Here is a 23630-nt window from a genome sequence, read left to right as displayed (position 1 = left end):
TCCGGCGGCGCGCACCCGCTCAGGACGTGATCGGCGGCGCGGACCGGCCCAGCGGCGGCCCGATCGCCCGCAGCGATCCGGGCGTCCGCCCTTCACCCCAGCCGATGTGGCGCCGGTAGCTGCCGAGCAGCCCGCGGCTCACCAGCCCCGCTTCGTCCCGTACGGCCGGATCCTCCGGAAGGGGATGGGTCAGCGGGGCCACGAACAGCGCGTCCACCGGGCAGTTCGCCTCGCACAGGAAGCAGGTCTGGCAGTCCTCCTGCCGTGCGAGCAGCGGAATCCCCTCGGGCCCCCGTTCGAAGACATCCGTCGGGCACACCTCCACACACTTGTCGCAGGCGATGCAGCGCTCCGCCGAGACGAGTTCGATCACGCCGCCACCACCGCCTTCGCCGCGGGCCTGGTCCACACCCGGTCCAGGCCGCCGACCAGGATCCGGTGGTGTTGAGCCGGGTCCTGGTCCGGGTGGTCGAGGCGCTTGGCCATCCCCCGGGTCTCGGACCGGGCGAGGGCGGCCGCGTACATCCACCGGGCGTGCGCGGTCATCGCCGCCGCCTGCCGGGCCCTGACCACGTCGGCCCCCGAGCCGTGCAGGCCCGCGCGCAGCTGTGACCACGCCGTGTCGAGGATGCGCAGGGAAGCCGCCAGGACGTCGCCGCGGCGGAGGTAGTTCTTGTCGTAGGGCAGCACCTCCCGCTGTACGAGCGCCACGGCCTCGCGGTGTTCCGGTCCGGCGGCCGCTCTCCCCGTCGGGCGCAGGCCCGCACCGCCGGCGCCGGTGAGGGGGCGGCCGGCGGCCCGGCCGGGGCCGAGGGACAGGGCATGTCCGGCGGCGCCCCGGCCCGCCCAGCTGCCCGAGGAGATGGCCCAGGCGGCGTTGTGGCTGCCGCCTCCGGTGAAGCCTCCGCAGATCTCCTCGCGGGTGGCCGCGTCCCCGGCGGCGTACAGCCCGGGGACGCCGGTGGCGCAGTCGTCGCCGGTGATCCGGATGCCGCCGGTGCCGCGGACCGTGCCCTCGGCGAGCAGGGTGACGGCGAACCGGTCGGTGAAGGGGTCGATGCCGAGCCGGTCGAAGGTGAGGAAGAAGTTGGGCTGCGCGAGGCGCATCGCCGCCCGGGCTCCCTCGTCGGCGCGGTCGAGGCGCGCGTGGACCCGGGCGCCGGTGAGGAGTTCACGGGCGATCACCGAGCGGCCGCCCTGGCTGGCCGCGCCCTCCAGGACGCTGCCGTCCTCCTGGTAGAAGGTGGCGAAGGAGTAGAAGGCGGTCTTGGTGACGGAGGTGCCCTCGGGGGCGATCCCGTAGGCGTTGGAGAACTCCATGCCGGAGAGCTCCGCCCCGGCCTCGGCGGCGAAGAGCGCGCCGTCGCCGGTGTTGGTGTTGGTGCCGAGGGCTCCGCTGAGGAAGGCGCAGCCGCCGGTGGCGAGGACCACGGCGCCGGCCCGGACCCGGTAGGACTCGTGCAGCTGACGGCGGTAGCCGGCGGCGCCCGCGACGGCCCCGTCGGCGTCGGTGAGCAGCTCGGTGACCGGGCTGTGGTCGAGGACGCGGACCCCGGCCCGGCGGATCCGGATGCGCATCCGCCGCATGTACTCGGGGCCCTGCAGGCCGCCCCGGAGCGGCTGCCCGTCGGGGCCGGTGGGGAACGGGTAACGGCCGTGCGTGGCCAGCTCGTTCATCCGGTCGTAGGTCTCGTCGAGGACCCGGGCCATCCAGCGGCGGTCGGCCAGGTACCCGCCGAGGCCCTCCCGGGAGGCCATGGCGGCCTCCCGGGCGGCGGGCTCGGGCGGGACGTACCAGACGCCGGTGCCGCCCGCGGCCGTGGCGCCGCTCGTTCCGCAGTAGCCCTTGTCGGCGAGGACGACCCGGGCCCCCGCCCCGGCGGCCTTGAGGGCGGCCCAGGTGGCGGCCGGTCCGCCGCCGACGACGAGGACGTCGGTGGCGTACTCGGTCATACGCCCTCCCGGGTGTGCCGGTTGACCGGCCGGGCGAGGCCGTAGTTCTCGCGGAGGGTGGCGCCGGTGTACTCGGTGCGGAAGAGCCCGCGCCGCTGGAGGATCGGCACGACGTGGTCGACGAAGGCGGTCAGGCCGGTGGGCAGGACCGGCGCCATGATGTTGAAGCCGTCGGCGGCGCCCTGGGTGAACCACTCCTGGAGCTGGTCGGCGATCTGCTCGGGGGTGCCGGCGAAGACGCGGTGACCGCGGCCGGCGCCGAGGCGGGCGATCAGCTCGCGCAGGGTCAGGCCGTCGCGGCGGGCGAGCTCGGCGACGAGGGTGAAGCGGCTCTTGTTGCCGTTGATGTCCCGCTCCTCGGGCAGGTCCGGGAGCGGACCGTCCAGCGGCAGGCCGGTGAGGTCCACGTTCAGCATCCCGGAGAGCTGGGCGAGGCCGTACTCCGGCACCTGGAGGTCGGTGAGCTGCTGCTCCAGGGCCTTCGCCTCGGCCTCGGTGGATCCGATGACGGGCGCGATGCCGGGCAGGACGAGGAGGTCACTCTCGGCGCGGCCGTACTTGGCGAGGCGGGACTTGAGGTCCTTGTAGAAGGTCTGGCCGTCGGCGAGGGTCTGCTGGGCGGTGAAGACGGCCTCGGCGTACTGGGCCGCGAACTCCTTGCCGTCCTCGGAGGAGCCGGCCTGCACGAGCAGCGGGTAGCCCTGGGGGGAGCGCGGGACGTTGAGCGGTCCGGCGACGCCGAAGTGCTCGCCACGGTGGGCGGCGGGGTGCAGCTTGTCGGTGTCGGCGTAGATGCCGCGCTCCTTGTCGAGGACGATCGCGTCGTCCTCCCAGCTGTCCCAGAGCTTGGTGGCGACGTCGAGGAACTCGCGGGCGCGCTCGTAGCGGAGGTGGTGCTCCAGGTGCTCGTCGCGGTTGAAGTTGCGGGCCTCGTCGACGGTGCCGGAGGTGACGATGTTCCAGCCGGCCCGGCCGCCGCTGATGTGGTCGAGGGAGGCGAACTTGCGGGCCAGGTTGTAGGGCTCGTTGAAGGTCGTGGAGACGGTGGCGATGAGCCCGATGTGCTCGGTGACGGCGGCGATGGCGGAGAGCAGGGTGAGCGGCTCGAATCCGCCGAGGGCGTTGTGGCGGGCCTTGCCCCAGAGGGCGACTCCGTCGGCGAAGAAGATGGAGTCGAGCAGTCCGCGTTCGGCGGTGCGGGCCAGGTCCTGGAAGTAGCGCAGGTCGGTGATCAACTCGGGCCGGCTGTCGGGGTGGCGCCAGGCGGCGTCGTGGTGGCCGGCGTTCATCAGGAAGGCGTTGAGGTGGAGGGTGCGGTTCGCGGTCATGACTGTTCCCTGTGTTCGGTGGCGTTGCGTGCGGTGGCGGCCCGGACGGCGCGGGGCGGCGGGGGCGCGGGGCGGCGTGGACGGCGGAGACGGCGGGGACGGCGGGGCGGGCGTCAGGCGGGGACGCGCCAGGTGCTCAGACGGCGTTCGATCGTGACCAGCAGCTGGTTGAAGGCCACGCCGACGGCGGAGATGGTGATGATGCCCGCGTACATCTGCGGGATCGCGAAGTTGTACTGCGAGGCGTTGATCAGGTAGCCGAGGCCCGCCTTGGCGCCGATCATCTCGGCGGCCACCAGGACGAGGATGGAGACCGCACCGGCCAGCCGGATGCCGGTGAAGATGGCCGGTACGGAGGACGGCAGGATCACCTTCTGGAAGAGCCTCGGGGTGGACAGGTCCATCGAGCGGGCCAGTCTGACCAGGGTGGGGTCGGCGTTGCCCACCGCGCTGATGGTGTTCAGCAGGACCGGCCAGAGGCAGGCGTAGACGACGATCGAGACCTTCGAGGTCTCGCCGATGCCGAGGAGCAGGACGAAGACGGGCAGCAGGGCCAGCGCGGCGGTGTTGCGGAACACCTCCAGCAGGGGGCCGAGCAGCGCGGCGACCGGCCGGTACCAGCCGATGAGCAGGCCGAGCGGGACCGCGATGACGACGGCGATGCCGAAGCCGCCGAAGGAGCGGGCGAGGCTGGCCCGGGTGTGCTGGCCGAGCTGGCCGTTGCCCAGGAGGTCCCACCAGGCCGTGGCGACCTCGCTGACCGGCGGCAGGAAGGTGGCGTCGACCAGGCCGAGGCGGGGGGCGGTCTCCCACAGGGCGAGCAGGGCGACGAGGGCCACGGAGCGGAGGGCGGCGGCGCGCAGCCGCCGGCCCAGCGCCGCAGCGGCCTTCCGGACGGGGGACGGGGCGTGGCCGGCGCTCTGGGAGGACGCGGCCTTGGGTACCGGGGCGGCCTCCGGTCCGGTGGCGGGAGCACCCGGGGCCGCGGGAGCCTCGGCAGGCGCTGAAGTCTCGGGAGCCGCGGGGGCCTCCGGGACTGCGGGATCCGCAGGGGCCGCCGGGACCTCGGGAGCCTCCGGAACTGCAGGGGCCGCTGAAGTCGCTGGAGTCGCTGGGGCCGCTGGAACCGCTGGGGCCGCTGGAGTCGCTGGAGTCGCAGAAGCCTCCGCAACCGCGGGGACCTCAAGGGCCGCTGAAGCCTCCAGTGCCTCGGGGGCCGCTGAAGCCGCGGGGGCCGCAGGAGCCTCTGGGGCTGCGGGATCCGCCGGAACCGCCGGAGCCGCAGGGACCTCAAGGACCTCGGTGGCCGCCGGAGCTTCCGGAGCCGCAGGGGCCTCCGGAAGGGGGGATGCCGTTGCCGTGGTCGCCCGGCCGGCGCTGCGCAGGCGGCGTGCCGGCAGCGCCGGGACACCGGGCCGCGTCCTGCGGGACTCCCGGTCGGTGGATGCGGGGGCCGCGGGCGCCGTGTCCTCCCGTACCGCCTCCTGCCCGGCCGGGGCATCGGTGGCGGGGGTGGTGATGTTCGTGGTCATACGGTGGCCTCCTCCTTCTCCAGTTGCTGAGCACGGGCCACCTCGTCGTGGAGCAGGGTCCAGATCTCGTGGCGATAGCGGGCGAACTCGGGGCTGGAACGCAGGTCCTCGCCCTGGAAACCGGCGCCGCGGTCGCCGAAGGAGACCGGGACGATCTCCTTGACGCGGCCCGGGCGGGAGGTCATGACGGCCACCTTCTGGCCGAGGTAGACCGCCTCCTCGATGCCGTGCGTGATGAACACGACGGTCTTGCCGGTGCGCTGCCAGATGCGCCGCAGCTCGTCCTGGAGGGACTCGCGGGTCTGCGCGTCGAGCGCGGCGAACGGCTCGTCCATCAGCAGCACGTCCGGGTCGTACGCCAGCGAGCGGGCGATGGCGACGCGCTGGCGCATACCGCCGGAGAGTTCGTGCGGGTGCCGGTCCTCGAAGCCGGTGAGGCCGACGAGGTCGAGGAACTCCCGGGCCCTCGCCTTGCGTTCGCGGCGCGGGACGCCGGTCGCCTCCAGGCCGAATTCCACGTTGCCGAGCGCCGTCCGCCAGGGCAGCAGGGCGTACTGCTGGAAGACGATGCCCCGGTCCAGGCCCGGCCCGGTGATCGGCTTCCCGTCGAGCAGGATCCGGCCGGACGACGGCCGGGTCAGCCCGCCGAGCAGGTCCAGGAGGGTGGACTTGCCGCAGCCGCTGGGGCCCACGACCACCACGAACTCCCCCGCCTCGATCTCCAGGTCGATGCCGTCGAGCGCGGTGAACTGCTCCTTGTCCTTCTTGTCCTTGGTCGGGAAGGTCTTGGTCACTTCCTCGAACACGATCTTCGCCATGCCGGGTCAGCCCTTCCCGAAGCCGTTGAACTCGTTGGTGTAGAGGTCGGCGGGCTCCAGCTGCCCCTGCTTGATCTCGCCGCGCTCGCCGAGCCAGTCGAGCCAGAGCTGGAACTCCTTGTCCTCGATCCGGCCGCCCGTCTCGGCGACGCCGTACGAGCGCCAGTACTGGAGGGTGGCGGTGTCCTCGTTGCGGCCGCGCTTCTTGACGATCTCGGTCTGCCGCGCGATCACCTCCTCGCGCGGGGTGGTGCGGGCCCACTCGATGGCCTTGGCCACGCCCGTCACGAAGGTCCGTACGGTGTCCGGGTTCTCCTTGATGAACCGCTCGGTCATGATGTAGGAGCCGGCGCTGAACTTGCCGAGCAGGTCGAAGTCGCTGAACAGCGGTCTGATCCCGCCGCCCGCCACGGCCTTGTCGCGCAGGATCCCGCCCAGCACGCCCACGTCGATCTGCTTCTGGCGCAGCACCTGGTCGGTGTTGACGGGCGGCACGACGAGGGACTCGACCTTGGACGAATCGGCCTTGGCGAGGCCGTTGCGGCTCAGGTAGATGTCGAGGACGGCCTGGGAGTGCGCGCCCAGGGTGTTCATGCCGACCTTCTTGCCGAGGAGGTCTCGGGCGGAGCGGATCGGGCTGTCCTCCAGGACGTAGTAGCCGCTGTACGAGTGCTCGTCGACGCCGTAGTAGGAGATGACGGCCTTGATGGGGGCCTTGCTGGAGGCGAGCTTGACGATCGCGCCGTTGAAGGCGCCGCCGAAGTGGGTCTGGCCGGTGGCGGCGGACTGGATGTCCTGCGGGCCGCTGATGGTGTTGCCGACCCACTCCAGCTTGAGGTCTCCCAGGTATCCGAGGTCGGCGGCGAGTTCGGGGAGCGTGACGGCGCCGACCGAGCCCTGGTACTTCAGGGTCTTGACCTGGGCGCCGGAGCCGCCGCTGCGTGCGGTGGCCGTGCCGCAGCTCACCGCGGCCGCCGAGATGCCGAGCAGGGCGAGGAACTGGCGTCGGGAGGTGGTGGTCGAGGTGAAGGCTGCGGGCATGACGGTTCCTTGTCGGTGCGGGTCGCGTGGTGGCGGCGGCGTTACGGGGTGGTGGTGAGGGCGGCGGCGGTGACGGCGGTGGCGGGCGCTGAGCGAAGTGCCGCGGCGAACTCGTCGACGGCCTGGTAGAGGTCCAGTTCGGCCTCGGGCCGCAGCCGGTCGGGGCCCTCTCCGCGCTCGACGGAGGAGTCCAGGACGAACCGGCCGGCGGTGACGTGCCGGGCGCCGAGGGCGGCGAGCACGGGGCGCAGGGCGTAGTCGATGGTCAGGACGTGGGCGAGGCTGCCGCCGGTGGCCAGCGGCAGGACCGTCTTGCCGTCGAGGCCGTCCTGCGGGAGCAGGTCGAGGAAGGCCTTGAGCAGTCCGGTGTACGAGGCCTTGTAGACCGGGGTCGCGATCACCAGGCCGTCGGCCTCGGCGACGGCTTCGAGCGCCCGGCGGATCTCGGGCTCGCCGCGGCGGGCGGCGAGGAGGTCGGCGGCGGGGAGCTCGCGCACGGACAGGTGCGCGGTCTCGAAGCCGGAGTGGGACAGGCGGCGCAGTACGTGATCGGCGACGATCGCGGTACGGGAGTGGGCGGAGGGGCTGCCGGTGATGGCGAGCAGGTTGGGCACGGGGGCGCTCCTTGGGTGTCGTCAGGCGGAGGCGGCGGCGGAGCCGGCGGACGTGGCAGCGGACGTGGCGGCGGACGTGGACGTGGAGGCGCCGGAGGCGATGCCGAAGGAGGGGTCCGGGACGGCCTCCGGGCTGATCAGGCGGGAGGGCTCGCCGTCGGGGCCGACCGGGACGGTGCCGTCGACGGTGACGCGGCGCAGGGTGCGCTCGTGGTCGTCGGAGTCGTCCACGCCGTAGTGCTGGGTGGCGCGGTTGTCCCAGATCGCGACGTCGCCGGCCCGCCACTGCCAGCGGACGGTGTTCTCGGGGCTCTCGATGTGCGCCTGGAAGAGGTCCTGGAGGGCGCGGGAGTCACGGCCGGTGAGGCCGTTGATCCGCTGGACGAAGTTGCCGAGGAGCAGGGTGCGTTCGCCGGTCTCGGGGTGGACGCGGACCACCGGGTGCTCGGTGAGGAACTTGGTGGAGGTGAACACCTCGCGGTACTGGGCCAGGGCCTCGGGCAGGGCGTCGGGCCTGAGCGCGGCGTAGTCGTACTCGTTGGAGTGGACGGCGCGCAGGCTGTCGGCGAGGGCGCGGAGCGGCTCGGGGAGGTTGCTGTAGGCGGTGGCCGTGTTGGCCCAGAGGGTGTTGCCGCCGTACGGGGGGAGGGTGACGGCGCGGAGGATGGAGAAGGCGGGGTAGGCGGGGACGAAGGTGACGTCGGTGTGCCACTGGTTGGCGCGGGCGCCGTGGTGGGAGTCGATGCCGAGGGCGTAACGGCCGTCCGCGGAGGGGACGGTGGGGTGCGCGACGGGCGCGCCGAGCAGTTGGGCGAAGGCCTCGTGACCGGCCTCGTCGAGGTGGTCCTGGCCGCGGAAGAAGACGACCTTGTGGGCGAGGAGGGCGGCCCGGATCTCGGTGACGGTGCCGTCGGGCAGGTCGCCGCCGAGCTGCACGCCGCCTATCTCGGCACCGATGCGGCCGCCGATCCTGGTGACGGTGGTGGAGGTGGTGGCAGTGGCCATGAGGACTCCCTGGTCGGGGCTGCGGGGATTATTTCCGCAGCGGAAGAAATGGCGTTACGGAGTGGCCTGGCGCTGCGCTGCGCCGAGCGGTACGGGTGGGGATACGCACATGGGTACGGGCACGGGTACGGGCACGGGTACGGGTACGGGTACGGGTACGGGCACGGGCAGGGGTACGGGCACGAGGTGGTGCGGGAAGCGGTCGCCCGAGGCCGCGGAGGCCCCTCGGGCGACCCCGGCCCCGCCCGGAACCGACGAGAGCGGCAACGCGTCGCCCTGGCACGGGCCGTCCCGGGCGGACGCCGGCCGGGACCTCCGCAGCACACCCCGGCCGGCTCACCGACGAGGCACCCGGCGCCCCGGCACACCCGGCCGGGTGTCCCGGTGGGGCACCACCCCTGGGGGTGCCCCACCGCGACCGGAGCGGATCGGACGGACGACGGGCTCAGGAGGACCCTGCGAGGCGGCCCCGCGGGGCGCCGTCGCCGGACGGGGCCGGGCCGGGACGGGGCCGGGGGGACCCGGCGGGCCGGGGCGCCGGACCGACGGGTCAGGCGCGGCCGGGGGCCGGACAGCGGCCCGGACACTCACCCGGCTCGGTACAGAGGCCGGGGGTGTGGAGCCGCGGGGCGAGGAGTGCGTTCGCGGACATGTCCCGGAGCGTGTCAGCGGCCCCGATCGCGGTCAACCCCCTTCCGTGGCCGCCGAACGCCCCCGCGTCCGGCCCCCCGCCCGGCCCGCACACCCCTGCGACCTGCCCTTTCACCCTCGTACGCCACCCCACCCCGGCGGCCGAAAACCGTGGCCGGATTTCATGGCGCCGCAACGCAACCGCCATGCGTGATCGGCCGTGCATGATCGGGGGACACACCCCTGGGAGCACCCCCTCACCCTTCGAGGAGACCGCGTGACGCGTATGGCCGGTGACAGCCGGGCCGCAGCCAATGCCGCCACCGTGCTGCGGACGGTGCTCGACCACGGTCCGGTCGCGCGCAGCGCGATCGCCCCGCTGTGCGGGCTGAGTCCCGCCGCCGTGTCCCGGCAGACCACCGGGCTGCTCCGCGGCGGGCTGCTGCGCGAGCTGCCCGGGCCCGGCGGCGGGGTGGGGCGGCCGCGGATCCCGCTGGACCTGCACACCGGGGCCGTCGGCGGGCCGGTCGCCGCCGGGCTGCACATCGGGGTGCCGCATTCGACCTTCAGCCTCGTCGACCTCCGGGGGCAGCTGCTCGCCCGGCGGGCCTTCCCGCACGAGGGGCTCCCGTCGGACGGGCTGTCCGCCGCGATCGCCTCCGAACTGCGCCGCTTCCTCGGCGCGTACGAATCCGGGCGGCCGCTCCTCGGGGTCGGCGCGGCCCTCGGCGGATGGGTCGGCCCGGACGAGGGGACCGTCGTACGGCACCCCGCGCTGGGCTGGAGCGGCAAACCGCTCGCCGCCGAGCTGTCGGCCGCGCTCGGGCTGCCGGTGTGGATCGACAACCACGCCCGGGCCGTCGCGCGGGCCGAGATCCTCTTCGGCCGGCCCGAGGCCCGCCGGAGCCTGGTGCACCTGTTCATCGGCCGGGTCGTCGACGCCGCCTTCGGGATCGAGGGGACCGTGCACCAGGGTCCGGGCGCGGCGGCCGGCGACGTGGCCCATCTGCCGGTGCCGCGCTCGCAGGCCCCGTGCGCGTGCGGGCGTACCGGCTGCCTGGAGGCGACGGCGTCCGACACGGCGCTGGGCGCCGAGGCCGTGCGCCGGGGCATCGTGCCGGACCCTTCCGTGAACCTGCTGGTGGACGCCGCCGCCACCGGTGATCCGCGCGCCGACCGGCTGCTGCGCGAGCGCGCCCGCGCGGTGGGCCGCGCGGCGGCTCTTCTGTTGGATGTCTTCAATCCGGCGGTCATGGTCGTGACCGAGCTGGCGAGCGTCCTCGACGAGGGATACCTGCAGGAGATCCGGGCCGCCGCGATCGGGCTCTCGCACGTCTGCGACGATCCGGAGCGGATCGTGGTACCGCACGCGGGACCTGCCGTACTCCCGGAGGCGGCGGCAACCGTGCTGCTCAGCCGGGTGTTCCAGGACCCCTTCGGCATGGCCCGAGAGGGCGAGATCACACCCACCGGTATGGTGCCACCTGAGCGCGCTCCCCTACATTCGAGCCATGACGGTCCTGCCTGACGACGGGCTCTCCCTGGCCGCCGAGTTCCCTGACGCGACGCATGAGCAGTGGCAGCGCCTTGTAGAAGGCGTACTGCGCAAGTCGGGCAAGGAAGTCTCCGGCGAGGCCGCAGAAGACGCGTTGTCCACCCCAATCGAGGACGGGCTCACCACGCGCCCGCTGTACACCGCGCCGCCCGACGGGGCGGCTCCCGACACCGGTTTCCCCGGCTTCGCCCCGTTCGTCCGCGGGGGCAGGCCGGAAGGCACCACCGCGAACGGCTGGGACGTGCGCCAGCGCCTCGCGGGCACCGATCCGGTACGCGTGAACGAGGCGGCCCTCGCCGATCTGGAGAACGGGGTCACCTCCCTCTGGCTCACCGTGGGCCGGGGCGGTCTCCCGGTCGAGGGCCTCGCCCGGGCGCTGGACGGGGTCTACCTGGACCTCGCCCCCATCACCCTGGACGCCGGAGCCGACTACGCGGAGGCCGCGCGCGCGTTGCTGCGCCTGTTCACCGGGAGCGCGGTGGCCCCCGAGGCCGCTCGGGCCTCGCTGGGCGCCGACCCGCTGGGCCACGAGGCCCGCACGGGTGAGGCACTGGACGTGGCCGACGCCGCCCGGCTGGCCCGGGAGGCCGCCGCAGGCTGGCCCGGGGTGCGCGCCCTGACCGTGGACGCGCTGCCGTACCACGAGGCCGGCGGCAGCGCCGCCGAGGAACTGGGACTGTCCCTGGCCACCGGTGTCGCCTACCTGCGCGCCCTCACCGAGGCCGGCCTGAGCACCGAAGCGGCGCTCGGACAGCTGGAGTTCCGCTACGCCGCCACCGCGGACCAGTTCCTGACCATCGCCAAGCTGCGCGCCGCGCGCCGGCTGTGGGCCCGTATCGCCGAGGCCTCGGGGGCCCCGGAGGCGGGTGCCCAGCTCCAGCACGCGGTGACCTCGCCCGTGATGATGACCCGCCGCGACCCCTGGGTGAACATGCTGCGCACCACCGTGGCCTGCATGGCCGCGGGTGTGGGCGGCGCGGACGCGGTGACCGTGCTCCCCTTCGACAACGAGCTGGGTCTGCCGGACGCCTTCGCGCGCCGGGTCTCCCGCAACACCTCCACCATCCTGCTGGAGGAGTCGCACCTGGCCCGGGTGATCGACCCGGCCGGCGGCTCCTACTACGTGGAGCGTCTCACCGACGAACTCGCCCACGCCGCCTGGGAGTTCTTCCAGACCGTGGAGAAGGCCGGCGGCCAGGCCGCCGCCCTGCGCTCCGGGCTGGTCGCCGAGCGGCTCGCCGCCACCTGGGCCGCGCGCTCCAAGAAGCTGGCCAGGCGCCGCGAGCCGATCACCGGCGTCAGCGAGTTCCCGCTGCTCTCGGAGAAGCCGGTCGTCCGCGAGCCCGCGCCCGCCGGACCCACCGGCGGACTGCCGCGCGTACGGCGCGACGAGGCGTACGAGGCCCTGCGCGCCCGCAGTGACGCACACCTGGCGGCGACCGGCGCCCGGCCGAGGATCTTCCTCGCCGCGCTGGGCCCGGCGGCCGCGCACACCGCGCGCGCCACCTTCGCCTCGAACCTGTTCCAGGCGGGCGGCATCGAACCCGTGCACGATCCGGTGTCGGTGGACCCGGCGACGGCCGCCGAGGCCTACGCCGCGAGCGGGGCGGACGGCATGGCCGTGCTCTGCTCCAGCGACGCGCTGTACGAGGAGCAGGCCGCGGCGGTGTCCGAGGCGCTGCGCGCGGCGGGCGCCACGACCGTCTTCCTCGCCGGCAGGCCGGGCACCGCTGAGGCTTCCGTGGACGAGTACGTCTTCACCGGCTGTGACGCCGTCGCCGTGCTGTCCTCCGTACTCGACCGGATGGGAGTGCCCGCATGAGCATCCCCGATTTCTCCGAGCTGGCGCTCGACCCCACCGCCGTCGCAGGGGTGTCCGAGGAGCAGTGGCGCTCCGCGGTGAAGGAGTCCACCGGCACCGCGGCCGCCGACCTGCTGTGGGAGACGCCCGAGGGCATCGGCGTCAAGCCGCTGTACACCGGGCGTGACCTGGAGGGCCTGGACTTCCTGCGGACGTACCCGGGCGTGGCCCCCTACCTGCGCGGCCCGTACCCGACGATGTACGTCAACCAGCCCTGGACGATCCGGCAGTACGCCGGCTTCTCCACGGCCGAGGAGTCGAACGCCTTCTACCGGCGCAACCTGGCGTCCGGCCAGAAGGGCCTGTCGGTGGCCTTCGACCTGCCGACGCACCGCGGCTACGACAGCGACCACCCCCGGGTGACGGGCGACGTCGGCATGGCGGGCGTGGCGATCGACTCGATCTACGACATGCGGCAGCTGTTCGACGGGATCCCGCTGGACAAGATGTCGGTGTCGATGACGATGAACGGCGCGGTGCTGCCGGTCCTCGCGCTCTACATCGTGGCGGCGGAGGAGCAGGGCGTCTCCCCCGACAAGCTCGCCGGGACCATCCAGAACGACATCCTCAAGGAGTTCATGGTCCGCAACACCTACATCTACCCGCCCAAGCCCTCGATGCGGATCATCTCCGACATCTTCGCGTTCACCTCGCAGAAGATGCCGCGGTACAACTCGATCTCCATCTCCGGCTACCACATCCAGGAGGCCGGGGCCACGGCCGACCTGGAGCTGGCGTACACCCTCGCCGACGGCGTGGAGTACCTGCGGGCCGGGCAGGCCGTCGGGCTGGACGTGGACGCGTTCGCGCCGCGCCTGTCGTTCTTCTGGGCGATCGGCATGAACTTCTTCATGGAGGTCGCGAAGCTGCGCGCGGCCCGGCTGCTGTGGGCGCGCCTGGTCAAGCAGTTCGACCCGAAGAACGCCAAGTCGCTCTCGCTGCGCACTCATTCGCAGACCTCGGGCTGGTCGCTGACCGCGCAGGACGTCTTCAACAACGTGACGCGCACCTGTATCGAGGCGATGGCGGCGACCCAGGGCCACACCCAGTCGCTGCACACCAACGCCCTCGACGAGGCCCTCGCGCTGCCGACGGACTTCTCGGCGCGCATCGCCCGCAACACCCAGCTGCTGCTGCAGCAGGAGTCGGGGACCTGCCGGTCGATCGACCCGTGGGGCGGCAGCGCGTACGTCGAGAAGCTGACGTACGACCTGGCGCGGCGGGCCTGGCAGCACATCGAGGAGGTCGAGGCGGCCGGCGGCATGGCGCAGGCCATCGACGCGGGCATCCCGAAGCTGCGCGTGGAGGAGGCCGCGGCGCGCACGCAGGCGCGGATCGACTCGGGCCGGCAGCCGGTGATCGGCGTCAACAAGTACCGCGTGGAGAACGACGAGGCGATCGACGTCCTGAAGGTCGACAACTCCTCGGTGCGCTCGCAGCAGATCGCCAAGCTGCGGCGGCTGCGCGAGGAGCGCGACGAGGCGGTCACGCAGGACACCCTGCGGGCGCTGACGAACGCGGCCGAGCGCGGCGACGGCAACCTGCTGGCCCTGGCGGTGGACGCGGCGCGCGCCAAGGCCACCGTCGGTGAGATCTCGGACGCACTGGAGAAGGTGTACGGGCGGCACGCGAGCCAGATCCGTACGATCTCGGGTGTGTACCGCACCGAGGCAGGCGAGTCCCCGTCCGTGGAGCGCACCCGTGCGCTCGTCGACCGGTTCGAGGAGGCGGAGGGCCGCCGTCCGCGCATCCTGGTCGCCAAGATGGGCCAGGACGGGCACGACCGCGGCCAGAAGGTGATCGCGACCGCCTTCGCCGACCTGGGCTTCGACGTGGACGTCGGCCCGCTGTTCCAGACCCCGGCGGAGGTGGCCCGCCAGGCCGTCGAGGCGGACGTCCACGTGGTGGGCGTGTCGTCGCTGGCGGCCGGCCACCTGACCCTCGTACCGGCGCTGCGCGAGCAGCTGGCGGAGGAGGGCCGCGAGGACATCATGATCGTCGTGGGTGGGGTGATCCCGCCGGCCGATGTCCCGACGCTGCTGGAGATGGGCGCGACGGCGGTCTTCCCGCCGGGCACGGTGATCCCGGACGCGGCCCACGACCTGGTGACGCGGCTGGCCGCGGACCTGGGCCACGAGCTGTAGGCGGCCGCGGGTGCCGAAGATCGACATCGAGGCCTACGTCAAGGGGGTGCTCGACGGGAAGCGCGCGTTCGTCGCGCGTGCGATCACCCTCGTCGAGTCCACCCTGCCGGCTCACCGGGTGCTGGCGCAGGGCCTGTTGACGGAGCTGCTGCCGCACGCGGGCCGGGCCCGCCGGATCGGCATCAGCGGCGTGCCGGGGGTGGGCAAGTCCACCTTCATCGACGCGTTCGGCACGATGCTGACGGGGCTGGGCCACCGGGTCGCGGTCCTCGCGGTGGACCCCTCGTCGACGCGCACGGGCGGCTCCATCCTGGGTGACAAGACCCGGATGGAGCGGCTGTCGGTGGATCCGGCGGCGTTCGTGCGGCCGTCGCCGTCGGCGGGCACGCTGGGCGGGGTCGCCAAGGCCACCCGCGAGTCGATGATCGTGATGGAGGCGGCGGGCTACGGCGTGGTCCTCGTAGAGACGGTCGGCGTGGGCCAGTCGGAGACCACGGTGGCGGGGATGGTCGACTCCTTCCTGCTGCTGTCCCTGGCCCGTACGGGCGACCAGCTGCAGGGCATCAAGAAGGGCGTCCTGGAGCTGGCCGATGTCCTGGCGGTGAACAAGGCGGACGGCCCGCACGAGCGGGACGCGAAGGCCGCGGCCCGCGAACTGTCGGGCGCGCTGCGGCTGATGCACCCGGTGGACGCGTCCTGGACGCCACCGGTCCTGACGTGCAGCGCGCGGGAGTCGACCGGGCTGGACGAGGTGTGGAGCCGGCTGGAGCAGCACCGGACCCTGCTGGACGCGGGGGGCCGGCTGGCGGCGAAGCGGGCGGCGCAGCAGGTGGAGTGGACCTGGTCGATGGTCCGCGACGAACTGCTGGAACGCCTGCGCGCGGACCCGGCGGTACGGGACCTCGCGCCGGGCCTGGAATCCGCGGTCCGGGCGGGCACGGTGACCCCGACGTCGGCGGCGGACCGCATCCTGGCGGCGTTCGGGAACGCGGGGAGCTGAGGGCGGGCCGGGCGGCGCCCACTGGGCGCCGCCCGGGTCCCGGACAGCTCAGGCGGACGGCGGACGAAGTACGTGGCGTCGGAGCCGAGTTCCCGCTCGGGGCGGCCGCTCACGGCGTGCAGCTCGCGGGCGAAGGCCGCGGAGCCGGGGCGTACGGCGTCCAGTCGGTCGTCGTCAGCTCGCCGAGGCCCCGCAGGGTCTGCGCGAGGCCGTCGGCGACCGCCTGCTGTTCGTCGGCGGCGATCGGGCGCTCGCCGGTGCGCAGGGCCTGTTCCACCAGCTTGGCGGCCGGCGTCCCGAGGTCGGCTTCGGTGAGCGCGCCCTTCTCGCCGGTGAAGGACACGTGGCCCGAGATGCGGATCGGCCGGTCGACGAGGCCCGCGCCGCCGCCCTCGCTGACGAACAGCCTCGTGACGAGGGGCGCGATGGCCGCCGAGGCCAGCCGGACGCCGATGGTCCCGGGCTCCACGCAACCCCCCGCAGCGCAGCGACCGTTACCCGGATCGTAGCGGCCGCCCACGCTGCCCCGGAGGGTTATGCCCCGACGAGGACCGAGCCGGGCGCGCCCAGCGCCTCGCGCAGGATGCGGGCCTGCTCGACCTTGTTGTCCGTGGCGAGGAGGGCGGACAGGACCGCGATGCGGGCCTGTCCGGCGCGCAGGGTGCCGGTCGGGACGGCGCCGGCGGCGACCAGGTCCACCGCGCCGCCGTGCGTGTAGATCTCGGTGACCGGTCCGGCCATGACGCGGGTGGTCAGCGCGACCAGGACCCCACGGCCGACGGCGGCGCGGACGGCCTCCACGATCTCCGGGGTGGCGTTGCCCGCGCCGGTCCCGACCAGGACGATGCCGCGCGCGCCGGCCTCGACGGCGGCGTTCAGCAGGACCGGGTCGCCGTCGGCGTGGTGCACCACCACGTCCACGCGCGGCGGGAGTTCCGGCATCGCGGGCAGCGGGAGCGGCGCCGGGCGCTGCGGGGTGCGCAGGATGGTGACCTTGCCGAAGCCGATCTTCCCGAAGAGCTCCTTCGAGGGGTCGGCGAACGCGTCCAGCTCCACGGCCTGGGTCTTCACGGTGCCGCGGGCGGCGTGCACCCGCCCGGCGAAGGCGATCAGTACGCCGAGCCCGCGCGTGTTCGCGGCGGTGAGCAGGGCGTCGTAGAGGTTCCCCGGGCCGTCCCCGTCGGCGGTGCCCATGGGGCGCTGCGAGCCGGTGAAGACCACGGAGCGCGGGTCGTGGTGGTGGAGGTCGAGGAGGAACGCCGACTCCTCCAGGGTGTCGGTGCCGTGCGTGACGACGATGCCGTCCACGCCGGGGTCGGCGAGCACCTCGTGCACGGTGCGGAGCAGGGTGAGCTGGTGTGCGGTGGTGAGTCGCGGGCTGTTCACGCTGAACAGGTCGACCAGTTCGACGGTGATGCCCTCGGGGAGTGGTGCGGTGGCGATCACCTCGTTCCCGTCGGCGTCCGCTGCGAAGCCGGAACCCTGCCAGCGGCTGGCTATCGTCCCGCCGGTGCTGATCACGACGATCCGTCCCATCGGCCGTGGCCGCCCTTCACTCGTGTCACTCGTGTCACTAGTACGTCACTCGTACATATGTACTCAAAGCAGCAATGATAGAGCGATCTACGCGCAATGTGATTGCGTTTCCCCTCAGACCCGTTCACAAACGCTGGGTGATAATTGCGTCATGGACGCCATTGACCGAGATATCTTGCGCGAGCTCCAGGCCGACGGCCGCCTGAGCAACCAGGAACTCGCCCAGCGCGTGGGACTGACCCCCTCCCCCTGTATGCGCCGGGTGCGCCAGCTCGAACAGGACGGGGTGATCCAGGGCTACCGCGCCGTGATCTCCCCCGAGGCGGTGGACCGCGGCTTCGAGGTGCTCGTCTCGGTCGAGGTGCGGCGCGACCGGGAGGCGGTCGAGGCCTTCGAGGCGGCCCTCCAGGACATCCCGGACGTCATCGAGGCCTACCGCCTCTTCGGCAGCCCCGGCTGCCTGCTGCGCATCGCCGTCGCCGACCTGCGGGCCTACGAGCGCCTGTGGATCGAGAAGCTGACGGCCCTCACCGGTATCACCGAGGTCAACTCGCAGATCATCATGAAACGCATCAAGGAACCGGACGGCCTGCCCGTCGACTTCCGCTGACACCCGTGAACGACAGGAAGCAGTACGTCATGAAACCCCTCGGTGCCGGTGATCCGATCCGGCTCGGCCCGTACCGCGTCCTCGGCGTCCTCGGCGAAGGCGGCATGGGCAAGGTGTACTTCGGCCGGGACGACAGCGGCCGGCCGGCGGCCGTCAAAGTGCTGCTGCCCGAGCTCGCGCACGACCCGCACCTCGCCCAGCGCTTCCTGCGCGAGGCGCACACCGCCCAGGCGGTCACCAGCGGCGGCGTCGCCCGGGTCCTGGACGCACGGACCGAGGACGCCGACAACCGGCCCTGGATCGCGACCGAGTTCCTGTCCGGGCCCACCCTCGACGACGCAGTGCGCCGGTACGGGCCGTTCGGCGCCGACGGCATACGCGCCCTCGCCGCCTCCCTCGCCACCACCCTGCGGGACATCCACGCGGCCGGGCTGGTGCACCGCGACCTGAAGCCGGCCAACATCGTGCTCACCTCCGCGGGACCGCGCGTCATCGACTTCGGCATCGCGCGCCCCGAGCACGGGCTGACACTCACCACCACCGGCCAGGTGCCGGTCACGCCCGGGTACGGCGCTCCGGAGCAGGTACTCGGCCGGCGCGTCGGTCCGGCCGCGGACGTCTTCTCGCTGGGCGCGGTGCTGGCGTACGCGGCCACCGGACAGCGCACCTTCGACGGTACGCACGTGGCCGCCGTGCAGTACGAGGTGGTGCACGGGGAGCCGCGACTGGACTCCGTACCGCCCGAACTGCGGCTGCTGATCGCGCCCTGCCTCGCCAAGGACCCCGCCCACCGCCCGGCCCCCGACGAGATCGCGGGCGCGTTCGCCCCGCCGCCGGGCGCCGACCGGGTCTGGCGCACGGGGCCGCTGGCCCAGGACATCGAGCGCCGGGGAGCCGAGGCCGACCAGCAGGCCACGGTCGTCGGGCAGGGCTCCGGGAGCGGGCCCTCCCGGAGACGGCTGCTGCGCACCGCGCTCGTGGCGGGGGGCGTCCTGGCCGCCTCGGGCGGGGCCGGGGGCGCGTGGTGGATGCTGCGCGAGGAGCCGCGCAAGATCCCCGCGGCCGGACCGGCCAGGGACGCCGAGCCGCTGTCGATCGTCGTCGGCAAGTACGGGACGCCGCCCGGCGAGCTGTGGGGTCCGCTGCCCGTGGCGGCGGGCCCGGTCGACGGCGTGGTCACCACCCCGCTGCCGGTCCTCGACGTGGTCGTCTTCGCGGCCGCGGGCGGCGGCCTCGCGGCCCGTCTGACGACCGACGGCAAGGAGAAGTGGCGGCTGCCCGACGTCCGGCCGGCCGCCGGCCTCGTCGGACTCCCGGACAACCGGTTCGCGACCGCGGGATCCGGCGGGGCGCTGCTCGGCTTCGAGGGCTCCACCAGCAGGCAGGTGTGGTCGGTGGGGGACGCCGACACCGGCCGCATCCTGGCCGCGGACGCGTCGGCGGTCTACCTGGTGACGCGCGGCGGGCAACTGCGCGCCGTGGACACGGCCGGGCGCAAGGTCCGCTGGACGGTGCCGCTGCCCGAGGCAGCGGTGAAGGCACCCGGGCCGCGGGCCGCGGTCGGAAGCGGCCGGCTCGTCGTCTTCGGCGCCGACGGCGATGTCGTCGCCGTCGACACCGCTTCCGGAGCGACGGCCTGGCGGCTCGGCGGCCAGGCGAAGTCCGCCCTGCAGCCGCTCGTCGTGAAGGACGTCGTCTACCTCGGCGGCCGGAATCTGACGGCCCTGGACATCAGGACGGGCGTCTCGGTGTGGAAGGACGAGGAGACCAAGGCCACCGAAGCCCCGCAGCCGGGGGCCGGCGGCTGGGGCCCGGCGGCTTCGTCGGGCGACATGGTGTTCGCGATGGACGGTACGGCGCTGTGCGAGGTGTACACCGAGCTCGGCGGGGCACTCGCGTTGGACCGCGGCGCGAAGGGCCCTGTGCCGCACACTCCCCCGCACGTGGGGGCCGGCACGCTGTGGGTCGTCCAGGGGGACGGTCAGGGCGTCTCGGCCCACAGCATCGTGAGCGGCCGGCGGTACTGGACCTGGTCGCCCGCATCGCGCGGCCCCTGGGGCATGTCCGGCGCGGGGAACCGCGTCTTCCTCGTCAACGACGGGAAGCTCACGGCCATGCCCACCGTCGAGAAGTGAGGCACGCTCCCGGCCCGTTCCCCCGCACGCGGTTCCCGCCCGGTTCAGCCGCCCCGGCAGGCACCGCTTAGGCTCGGGGCCGATCAACCGACCCGGGAGAGCGCACATGGAACGCCTTCGTCACGACGACCCGTCGCACGTCGGGCCGTACGTGATCCTGGCCCGGCTCGACTCCGAGTCCGCCGAGCGCACCGTTCCCGAACGCCGCTACCTCGGGCGCACGGCCGACGGGCAGCGCACGGTCCTCGTCTGCGTGCCCCGGGTCGGCGCCGATCCGTCCCGGTGGGCGATCGAGGCCGAGGGCGCCCGGCGGCTGTCCGCGCCCCGGTTCCTCCGCCTCGCGGAGGTGGGCGGCACGGCCGGCTTCCCCTGGTACGCGGCCCCGTACACGCCCGCGCTGCCGCTGCCGGCCGTGCTCGCGGCGTACGGGGGGCCGCTGCCCGAGGACACCGTCCGCAGGCTCGGCGGCGCGCTCGCGGAGGGGCTGGCCGCCGTACACGCCCAGGGGCTGACGCACGCGGGGCTGTCGCCCGCCGCCGTGCTGGTCACCCCGGGCGGACCGCTGCTGACCTGCTTCGGTGCCGTACGGGCCGCGGCTCCCGACGGGACGCGGCGGACGGGGCTGCCCGGGCTCGATCCGGGCTGCCTGGCCGTGGAGCAGGCGTCGGGGGGCCGCCCGCAGCCGCTCGGGGACGTCTTCGCGCTGGGGGCCGTCCTGGCCTACGCCTCGACCGGCCACACCGTGCCCGAGCAGGGCGAACTGCCGCCGGGCCTGCGGACCCTGGTCGGCTCCTGCCTGTCGTCCGACCCGGCGGTCCGACCGCAGTCCGCGCGGGAGGTCCTGGGCGAACTCGTGGCCCCCGGGATGGGACCCGCCCCGTCCGAGGACCCGTACGCGCAGGCTGGAACGGTCCTCGACCACGGATCCGTACCGCTGCCGGGCCGGGTCGTCGCCGCGCTCGCCGCGCAGTCCGCCGCGCTGCTCGCCGCAGAACTCCCGTCCCCGCAACAGCCGTTCGCCATGGCCCAGAAGGTGCACTGACCGATGTCCGTCCCGGCCCCCCGCGCCACCCGCGCACCGCTCGCACCACTCGCACCGCTCACGCACGACGATCCGCAGCACCTCGGCGATTTCCGGCTGCTCGCCCGGCTCGGCAGCGGCGGCATGGGCACGGTCTACCTGGCCCGTTCGGCGGCCGGGCGGACGGTCGCGCTCAAGACCGTGCACGCCCGGATCGCCGCCGACACCACCTTCCGGACCCGGTTCCGGCTGGAGGCGGACGCGGCCCGGGTCATCGGCGACCGCTACGGCGCCCGGGTCTTCGCCGCGGACGCAGTGGCGGCGACGCCGTGGCTGGCCACCGAGTACGTCATCGGGCCGCAGCTCGACGAGGCGGTCGGGCTGGACGGCCCGCTGCCCGAGCCGTGCGTCCGCGCCCTGGGCGCGGAGCTCGCCCGTGCGCTGGGACAGCTGCACGGCTCGGACGTGGTGCACCGCGACCTCAAGCCGTCCAACGTCATGGTCACGGCCGCCGGGCCCAAGGTCATCGACTTCGGTATCGCACGCGCCCTCGGCGACGAACGGCTGACCCGCACCGGAGCCGCGGCCGGCACGCCCGCCTTCATGTCGCCCGAGCAGGCCGGCGGTCTCGAACACTCCCCGGCCGGTGATGTGTTCGCGCTGGCCGGCGTCCTGGTCTTCGCGGCGTCCGGGCACGGCCCCTTCGGCGGCGGCCAGGCCGCGGACCTGCTGTACCGGGTGCGGTACGCGGAGCCCGACCTGAGCGGCGTACCGGCGGCGCTGGCTCCCGTACTCTCCCGCTGTCTGTCCAAGGACCCGGCGCTGCGGCCCACGACGGCCGAGCTGGCCGACCTGCTGGCGCCCGGCGACGGCCCGTTCGCGGACGGGCTGCCGCAGCCGGTGCTCGCGGACATCGCCCGGCGCGCCGCGGCCGTGTGGCAGGAGCCGCCGCACCGGCTGCCCGCCCCCCACGGGGAGGCGGACACCGTCGTCGCCGACGACGCAGGCCTGTCGCGCCGCAGGCTGTTCGCGGTCTCCGGGGCCGCGGCCGGCGCCGTCGCGCTCGCGGCGGGGGGCGGGCTGTGGGCCTGGCTCGGCAGCCGCGGAGAGGGCGGGGACGGGGCGGCGGACGCCGGGCAGCAGGCCCTGGAGCCACCGCCGGACGCGCTGTGGAAGGCCGACCTGGAGCGCCCCGTGGTGGGCAGCGCCCCGCTGCCGGTGAACGGCATGGTCGTCACGGCCACCGGGCCCACGACGAGCGGGATCTTCCAGCAGGACGGCAAGCCCCTGAGGGAGATCCAGGGTTTCGCTCAGGTCTGGCGTGTCGCCACCGACGGCACGGTCCTCTACGCGGTCGGGAAGCGGGACGCCGCGGACAAGGCCCTCGCGGTGGTACCCCTACCCCTGTCCCTGGAGAACGGCAAGGAGCAGGCGCCGCTCGTCCGGCTTCCCGCGTACGACGGTACGAACGCGCTCAACCAGATCCTCGGTGTGGCCGGCGACACCGTGTTCCTCTACGCCAAGGCGGCCGGGGGCGACCAGTGGTCCGTGGTGGCCGCGAGCCTGAAGACCGGCAAGGAACTGTGGCGGCAGCCGGCGGCGGCCCCCACCGAGGAGCAGGTGCAGTTGGGACGCCCGACCCCCATCGGCGTCAAGGCCGTACGCGGCGGCGTACTGCTGTGGCAGCACGCCGAGACGAGCGGCGCCTTGCGGGTGTCCGTGCACGACGCCGGCAGCGGCGCCGAGCGCTGGAACGTGTCGGTGGAAGCACCCGGCGCCACGCCGGGCCGGCCGGCCACGGACGACGACCGCGTGTACATCGGCGCCAAGGCCGTGCACGCGCTGCGGCTCACCGACGGCGAGTCGGCCTGGGTCTTCGGCGCGGACCGCGACGCGGGCGAGGTGGGCGCCCGGCGCCGGTACGGCATGCCGACCGTCCGCGACGGGGTCGTGTACGCCGTGGAGGGCACGCGCGGTGTCGTCGCCATCAGCGCCGTCTTCGGCACCTTGCAGTGGACGGACATCCTGCCGGAAGGCGCGAAGCCCCATCGCGACATCGCCCCTGTGGTCACCCCGAGCCACATCTACACGATGGACGCGACGGGCCTGCGAGCCGTCCGCATCCGCACCCAGGCCCCGGTCTGGCACTACAGGACGAGCGCCTACGCCCTGACGCCGGATCCGGACGGCAAGCGGCTCTACCTCCGCGAGGAGAAGAAGCTGATCGCCCTTCCGCTCCCTTAGGGCCGTTGGCGCCTTCCGTGTCAACAGGAGGACCAGAAAGGCGCGTTGGCGGCCCACAACGGAACGCATCATCCGCACGAACGGCCTCCCCGGGGCGCCCGAAGGATGTCATGATCGGGCACGGCGGTCACGCCGGCTCCATCCCCACCAACGGATGACGATCCGGTTCCCGGACGGGAATCGCATCGTGAACGGCTTGAATTGGAGTGCATTCATGAGCAGCAACCCGTTCGACGACGCCGACGGCCGGTTCTACGTCCTGGTGAACGACGAGGAACAGCACTCGCTGTGGCCGGCGTTCGCCGGGATCCCCGCCGGCTGGCGCATCGTGTTCGGCGAGGAGAGCCGCCGGCGGTGCCTGGAACACATCGAGGCGAACTGGACCGACCTGCGACCGAAGACCCTGCGCGACGCGATGACCGCCGACCCGGCGTCCGTCGGCCCCGCGTGAGGTGACCGCGGCCTTCCGGCTGCCCGCCGAACCGAAGCGCCGGGGGCCGGCTCCAGACCAGGCTCGGCGTCGGCGCCGACGGCCTGTGGGGACCCGCCACGGTGAAGGCCCTGCGGACGGCGCCGAACCGGGGCCAGTTCCAGGGGGAAAAG

Annotated in this window: 19 protein-coding genes; 9 read left to right on the top strand and 10 right to left on the bottom strand. The window is 73.7% G+C overall.

Annotation, left to right across the window (positions count from 1 at the left end; translation table 11 throughout):
- Positions 1-19: 19 nt before the first annotated feature.
- The 8 genes from ACFY0D_RS14615 to ACFY0D_RS14580 all read right to left on the bottom strand — a co-directional run bounded on the left by ACFY0D_RS14615 (position 20) and on the right by ACFY0D_RS14580 (position 8291).
- Complete coding sequence (locus tag ACFY0D_RS14615) at positions 20-373, bottom strand: ferredoxin family protein (RefSeq protein ID WP_351154447.1); 354 nt, start codon at positions 371-373, stop codon at positions 20-22.
- Positions 370-1953 carry an FAD-binding protein gene (locus ACFY0D_RS14610; protein WP_390798663.1) on the bottom strand — a complete coding sequence of 528 codons (1584 nt, stop codon included), beginning with the start codon at positions 1951-1953 and terminating at the stop codon, positions 370-372. Before ACFY0D_RS14610 ends, ACFY0D_RS14615 begins: the two co-directional genes overlap by 4 nt.
- Positions 1950-3281 carry an LLM class flavin-dependent oxidoreductase gene (locus ACFY0D_RS14605; protein ID WP_301365658.1) on the bottom strand — a complete coding sequence of 444 codons (1332 nt, stop codon included), beginning with the start codon at positions 3279-3281 and terminating at the stop codon, positions 1950-1952. The genes ACFY0D_RS14610 and ACFY0D_RS14605 overlap by 4 nt, the downstream gene beginning before the upstream one ends.
- A gap of 113 nt (positions 3282-3394) precedes the next feature.
- Positions 3395-4120, bottom strand: coding sequence for an ABC transporter permease (locus ACFY0D_RS14600; protein ID WP_390798662.1), 726 nt, complete (start codon positions 4118-4120; stop codon positions 3395-3397).
- A gap of 689 nt (positions 4121-4809) precedes the next feature.
- Entirely contained in the window at positions 4810-5631 is an 822-nt protein-coding gene (locus ACFY0D_RS14595; RefSeq protein WP_390798661.1) for an ABC transporter ATP-binding protein, read from the bottom strand.
- Between the two features lie 6 nt (positions 5632-5637).
- Positions 5638-6672, bottom strand: coding sequence for an ABC transporter substrate-binding protein (locus ACFY0D_RS14590; protein WP_390798660.1), 1035 nt, complete (start codon positions 6670-6672; stop codon positions 5638-5640).
- Positions 6673-6713: 41 nt separating this feature from the next.
- A complete protein-coding gene (ssuE, locus tag ACFY0D_RS14585; protein ID WP_390798659.1) occupies positions 6714-7286 on the bottom strand; it encodes an NADPH-dependent FMN reductase in 573 nt (190 codons plus the stop codon).
- Between the two features lie 21 nt (positions 7287-7307).
- Positions 7308-8291, bottom strand: a complete 984-nt coding sequence (locus ACFY0D_RS14580) for a TauD/TfdA dioxygenase family protein (RefSeq protein ID WP_390798658.1) — start codon at positions 8289-8291, stop codon at positions 7308-7310.
- Positions 8292-9207: 916 nt separating this feature from the next.
- Between ACFY0D_RS14580 and ACFY0D_RS14575 the strand changes: the two genes are divergently transcribed.
- Genes ACFY0D_RS14575 through meaB form a run of 4 tightly spaced genes read left to right on the top strand, consistent with a single transcriptional unit; the run spans position 9208 to position 15481 of the window.
- Positions 9208-10449: an ROK family protein gene (locus tag ACFY0D_RS14575; protein WP_390798814.1), complete on the top strand. Its 1242-nt coding sequence runs from the start codon at positions 9208-9210 to the stop codon at positions 10447-10449.
- A complete protein-coding gene (locus ACFY0D_RS14570; RefSeq protein ID WP_390798657.1) occupies positions 10433-12298 on the top strand; it encodes a methylmalonyl-CoA mutase family protein in 1866 nt (621 codons plus the stop codon). The genes ACFY0D_RS14575 and ACFY0D_RS14570 overlap by 17 nt, the downstream gene beginning before the upstream one ends.
- On the top strand, positions 12295-14481 hold the full coding sequence (gene scpA / locus ACFY0D_RS14565) for a methylmalonyl-CoA mutase (RefSeq protein ID WP_301365667.1): 2187 nt from the start codon (positions 12295-12297) through the stop codon (positions 14479-14481). The genes ACFY0D_RS14570 and scpA overlap by 4 nt, the downstream gene beginning before the upstream one ends.
- 10 nt (positions 14482-14491) lie before the next feature.
- The gene (gene meaB / locus ACFY0D_RS14560; RefSeq protein WP_390798656.1) at positions 14492-15481 is read left to right on the top strand and encodes a methylmalonyl Co-A mutase-associated GTPase MeaB; all 990 of its coding nucleotides are present in this window, start codon (positions 14492-14494) and stop codon (positions 15479-15481) included.
- Between the two features lie 109 nt (positions 15482-15590).
- Here the strand turns inward: meaB and ACFY0D_RS14555 are convergent, their stop codons facing one another.
- Complete coding sequence (locus ACFY0D_RS14555) at positions 15591-15950, bottom strand: hypothetical protein (protein WP_390798655.1); 360 nt, start codon at positions 15948-15950, stop codon at positions 15591-15593.
- Positions 15951-16015: 65 nt separating this feature from the next.
- Positions 16016-17017 carry an asparaginase gene (locus ACFY0D_RS14550; protein WP_390798654.1) on the bottom strand — a complete coding sequence of 334 codons (1002 nt, stop codon included), beginning with the start codon at positions 17015-17017 and terminating at the stop codon, positions 16016-16018.
- Between the two features lie 151 nt (positions 17018-17168).
- Here ACFY0D_RS14550 and ACFY0D_RS14545 point away from each other — a divergent pair, with 151 nt between their 5' ends.
- From ACFY0D_RS14545 to ACFY0D_RS14525, 5 genes are all read left to right on the top strand, one after another.
- Positions 17169-17627: an Lrp/AsnC family transcriptional regulator gene (locus tag ACFY0D_RS14545; protein WP_351154435.1), complete on the top strand. Its 459-nt coding sequence runs from the start codon at positions 17169-17171 to the stop codon at positions 17625-17627.
- 5 nt (positions 17628-17632) lie between these two features.
- The gene (locus tag ACFY0D_RS14540) at positions 17633-19762 is read left to right on the top strand and encodes a PQQ-binding-like beta-propeller repeat protein (RefSeq protein WP_390798653.1); all 2130 of its coding nucleotides are present in this window, start codon (positions 17633-17635) and stop codon (positions 19760-19762) included.
- Between the two features lie 106 nt (positions 19763-19868).
- On the top strand, positions 19869-20804 hold the full coding sequence (locus tag ACFY0D_RS14535; protein ID WP_390798652.1) for a serine/threonine protein kinase: 936 nt from the start codon (positions 19869-19871) through the stop codon (positions 20802-20804).
- A 3-nt stretch (positions 20805-20807) separates the two neighbouring features.
- On the top strand, positions 20808-23027 hold the full coding sequence (locus tag ACFY0D_RS14530; protein ID WP_390798651.1) for a protein kinase: 2220 nt from the start codon (positions 20808-20810) through the stop codon (positions 23025-23027).
- Positions 23028-23241: 214 nt separating this feature from the next.
- Entirely contained in the window at positions 23242-23478 is a 237-nt protein-coding gene (locus tag ACFY0D_RS14525) for an MbtH family protein (protein ID WP_390798650.1), read from the top strand.
- The last annotated feature ends 152 nt before the right edge of the window (positions 23479-23630 follow it).

Origin of the sequence: Streptomyces sp. NPDC001502 (assembly GCF_042894785.1) — a bacterium.
GTDB lineage: Bacteria > Actinomycetota > Actinomycetes > Streptomycetales > Streptomycetaceae > Streptomyces > Streptomyces kutzneri.
This window is presented reverse-complemented; position numbering and strand designations above follow the sequence as displayed.

Excerpts from the sequence above, each read along its gene's own strand:
- ACFY0D_RS14610 (WP_390798663.1), bottom strand. The coding sequence starts at position 1,953 with ATGACCGAGTACGCCACCGACGTCCTCGTCGTCGGCGGCGGACCGGCC.
- ACFY0D_RS14605 (WP_301365658.1), bottom strand. The coding sequence starts at position 3,281 with ATGACCGCGAACCGCACCCTCCACCTCAACGCCTTCCTGATGAACGCC.
- ACFY0D_RS14595 (WP_390798661.1), bottom strand. The coding sequence starts at position 5,631 with ATGGCGAAGATCGTGTTCGAGGAAGTGACCAAGACCTTCCCGACCAAG.
- ACFY0D_RS14590 (WP_390798660.1), bottom strand. The coding sequence starts at position 6,672 with ATGCCCGCAGCCTTCACCTCGACCACCACCTCCCGACGCCAGTTCCTC.
- ACFY0D_RS14580 (WP_390798658.1), bottom strand. The coding sequence starts at position 8,291 with ATGGCCACTGCCACCACCTCCACCACCGTCACCAGGATCGGCGGCCGC.
- ACFY0D_RS14575 (WP_390798814.1), top strand. The coding sequence starts at position 9,208 with ATGGCCGGTGACAGCCGGGCCGCAGCCAATGCCGCCACCGTGCTGCGG.
- ACFY0D_RS14570 (WP_390798657.1), top strand. The coding sequence starts at position 10,433 with ATGACGGTCCTGCCTGACGACGGGCTCTCCCTGGCCGCCGAGTTCCCT.
- scpA (WP_301365667.1), top strand. The coding sequence starts at position 12,295 with ATGAGCATCCCCGATTTCTCCGAGCTGGCGCTCGACCCCACCGCCGTC.
- ACFY0D_RS14550 (WP_390798654.1), bottom strand. The coding sequence starts at position 17,017 with ATGGGACGGATCGTCGTGATCAGCACCGGCGGGACGATAGCCAGCCGC.
- ACFY0D_RS14545 (WP_351154435.1), top strand. The coding sequence starts at position 17,169 with ATGGACGCCATTGACCGAGATATCTTGCGCGAGCTCCAGGCCGACGGC.
- ACFY0D_RS14535 (WP_390798652.1), top strand. The coding sequence starts at position 19,869 with ATGGAACGCCTTCGTCACGACGACCCGTCGCACGTCGGGCCGTACGTG.
- ACFY0D_RS14530 (WP_390798651.1), top strand. The coding sequence starts at position 20,808 with ATGTCCGTCCCGGCCCCCCGCGCCACCCGCGCACCGCTCGCACCACTC.
- ACFY0D_RS14525 (WP_390798650.1), top strand. The coding sequence starts at position 23,242 with ATGAGCAGCAACCCGTTCGACGACGCCGACGGCCGGTTCTACGTCCTG.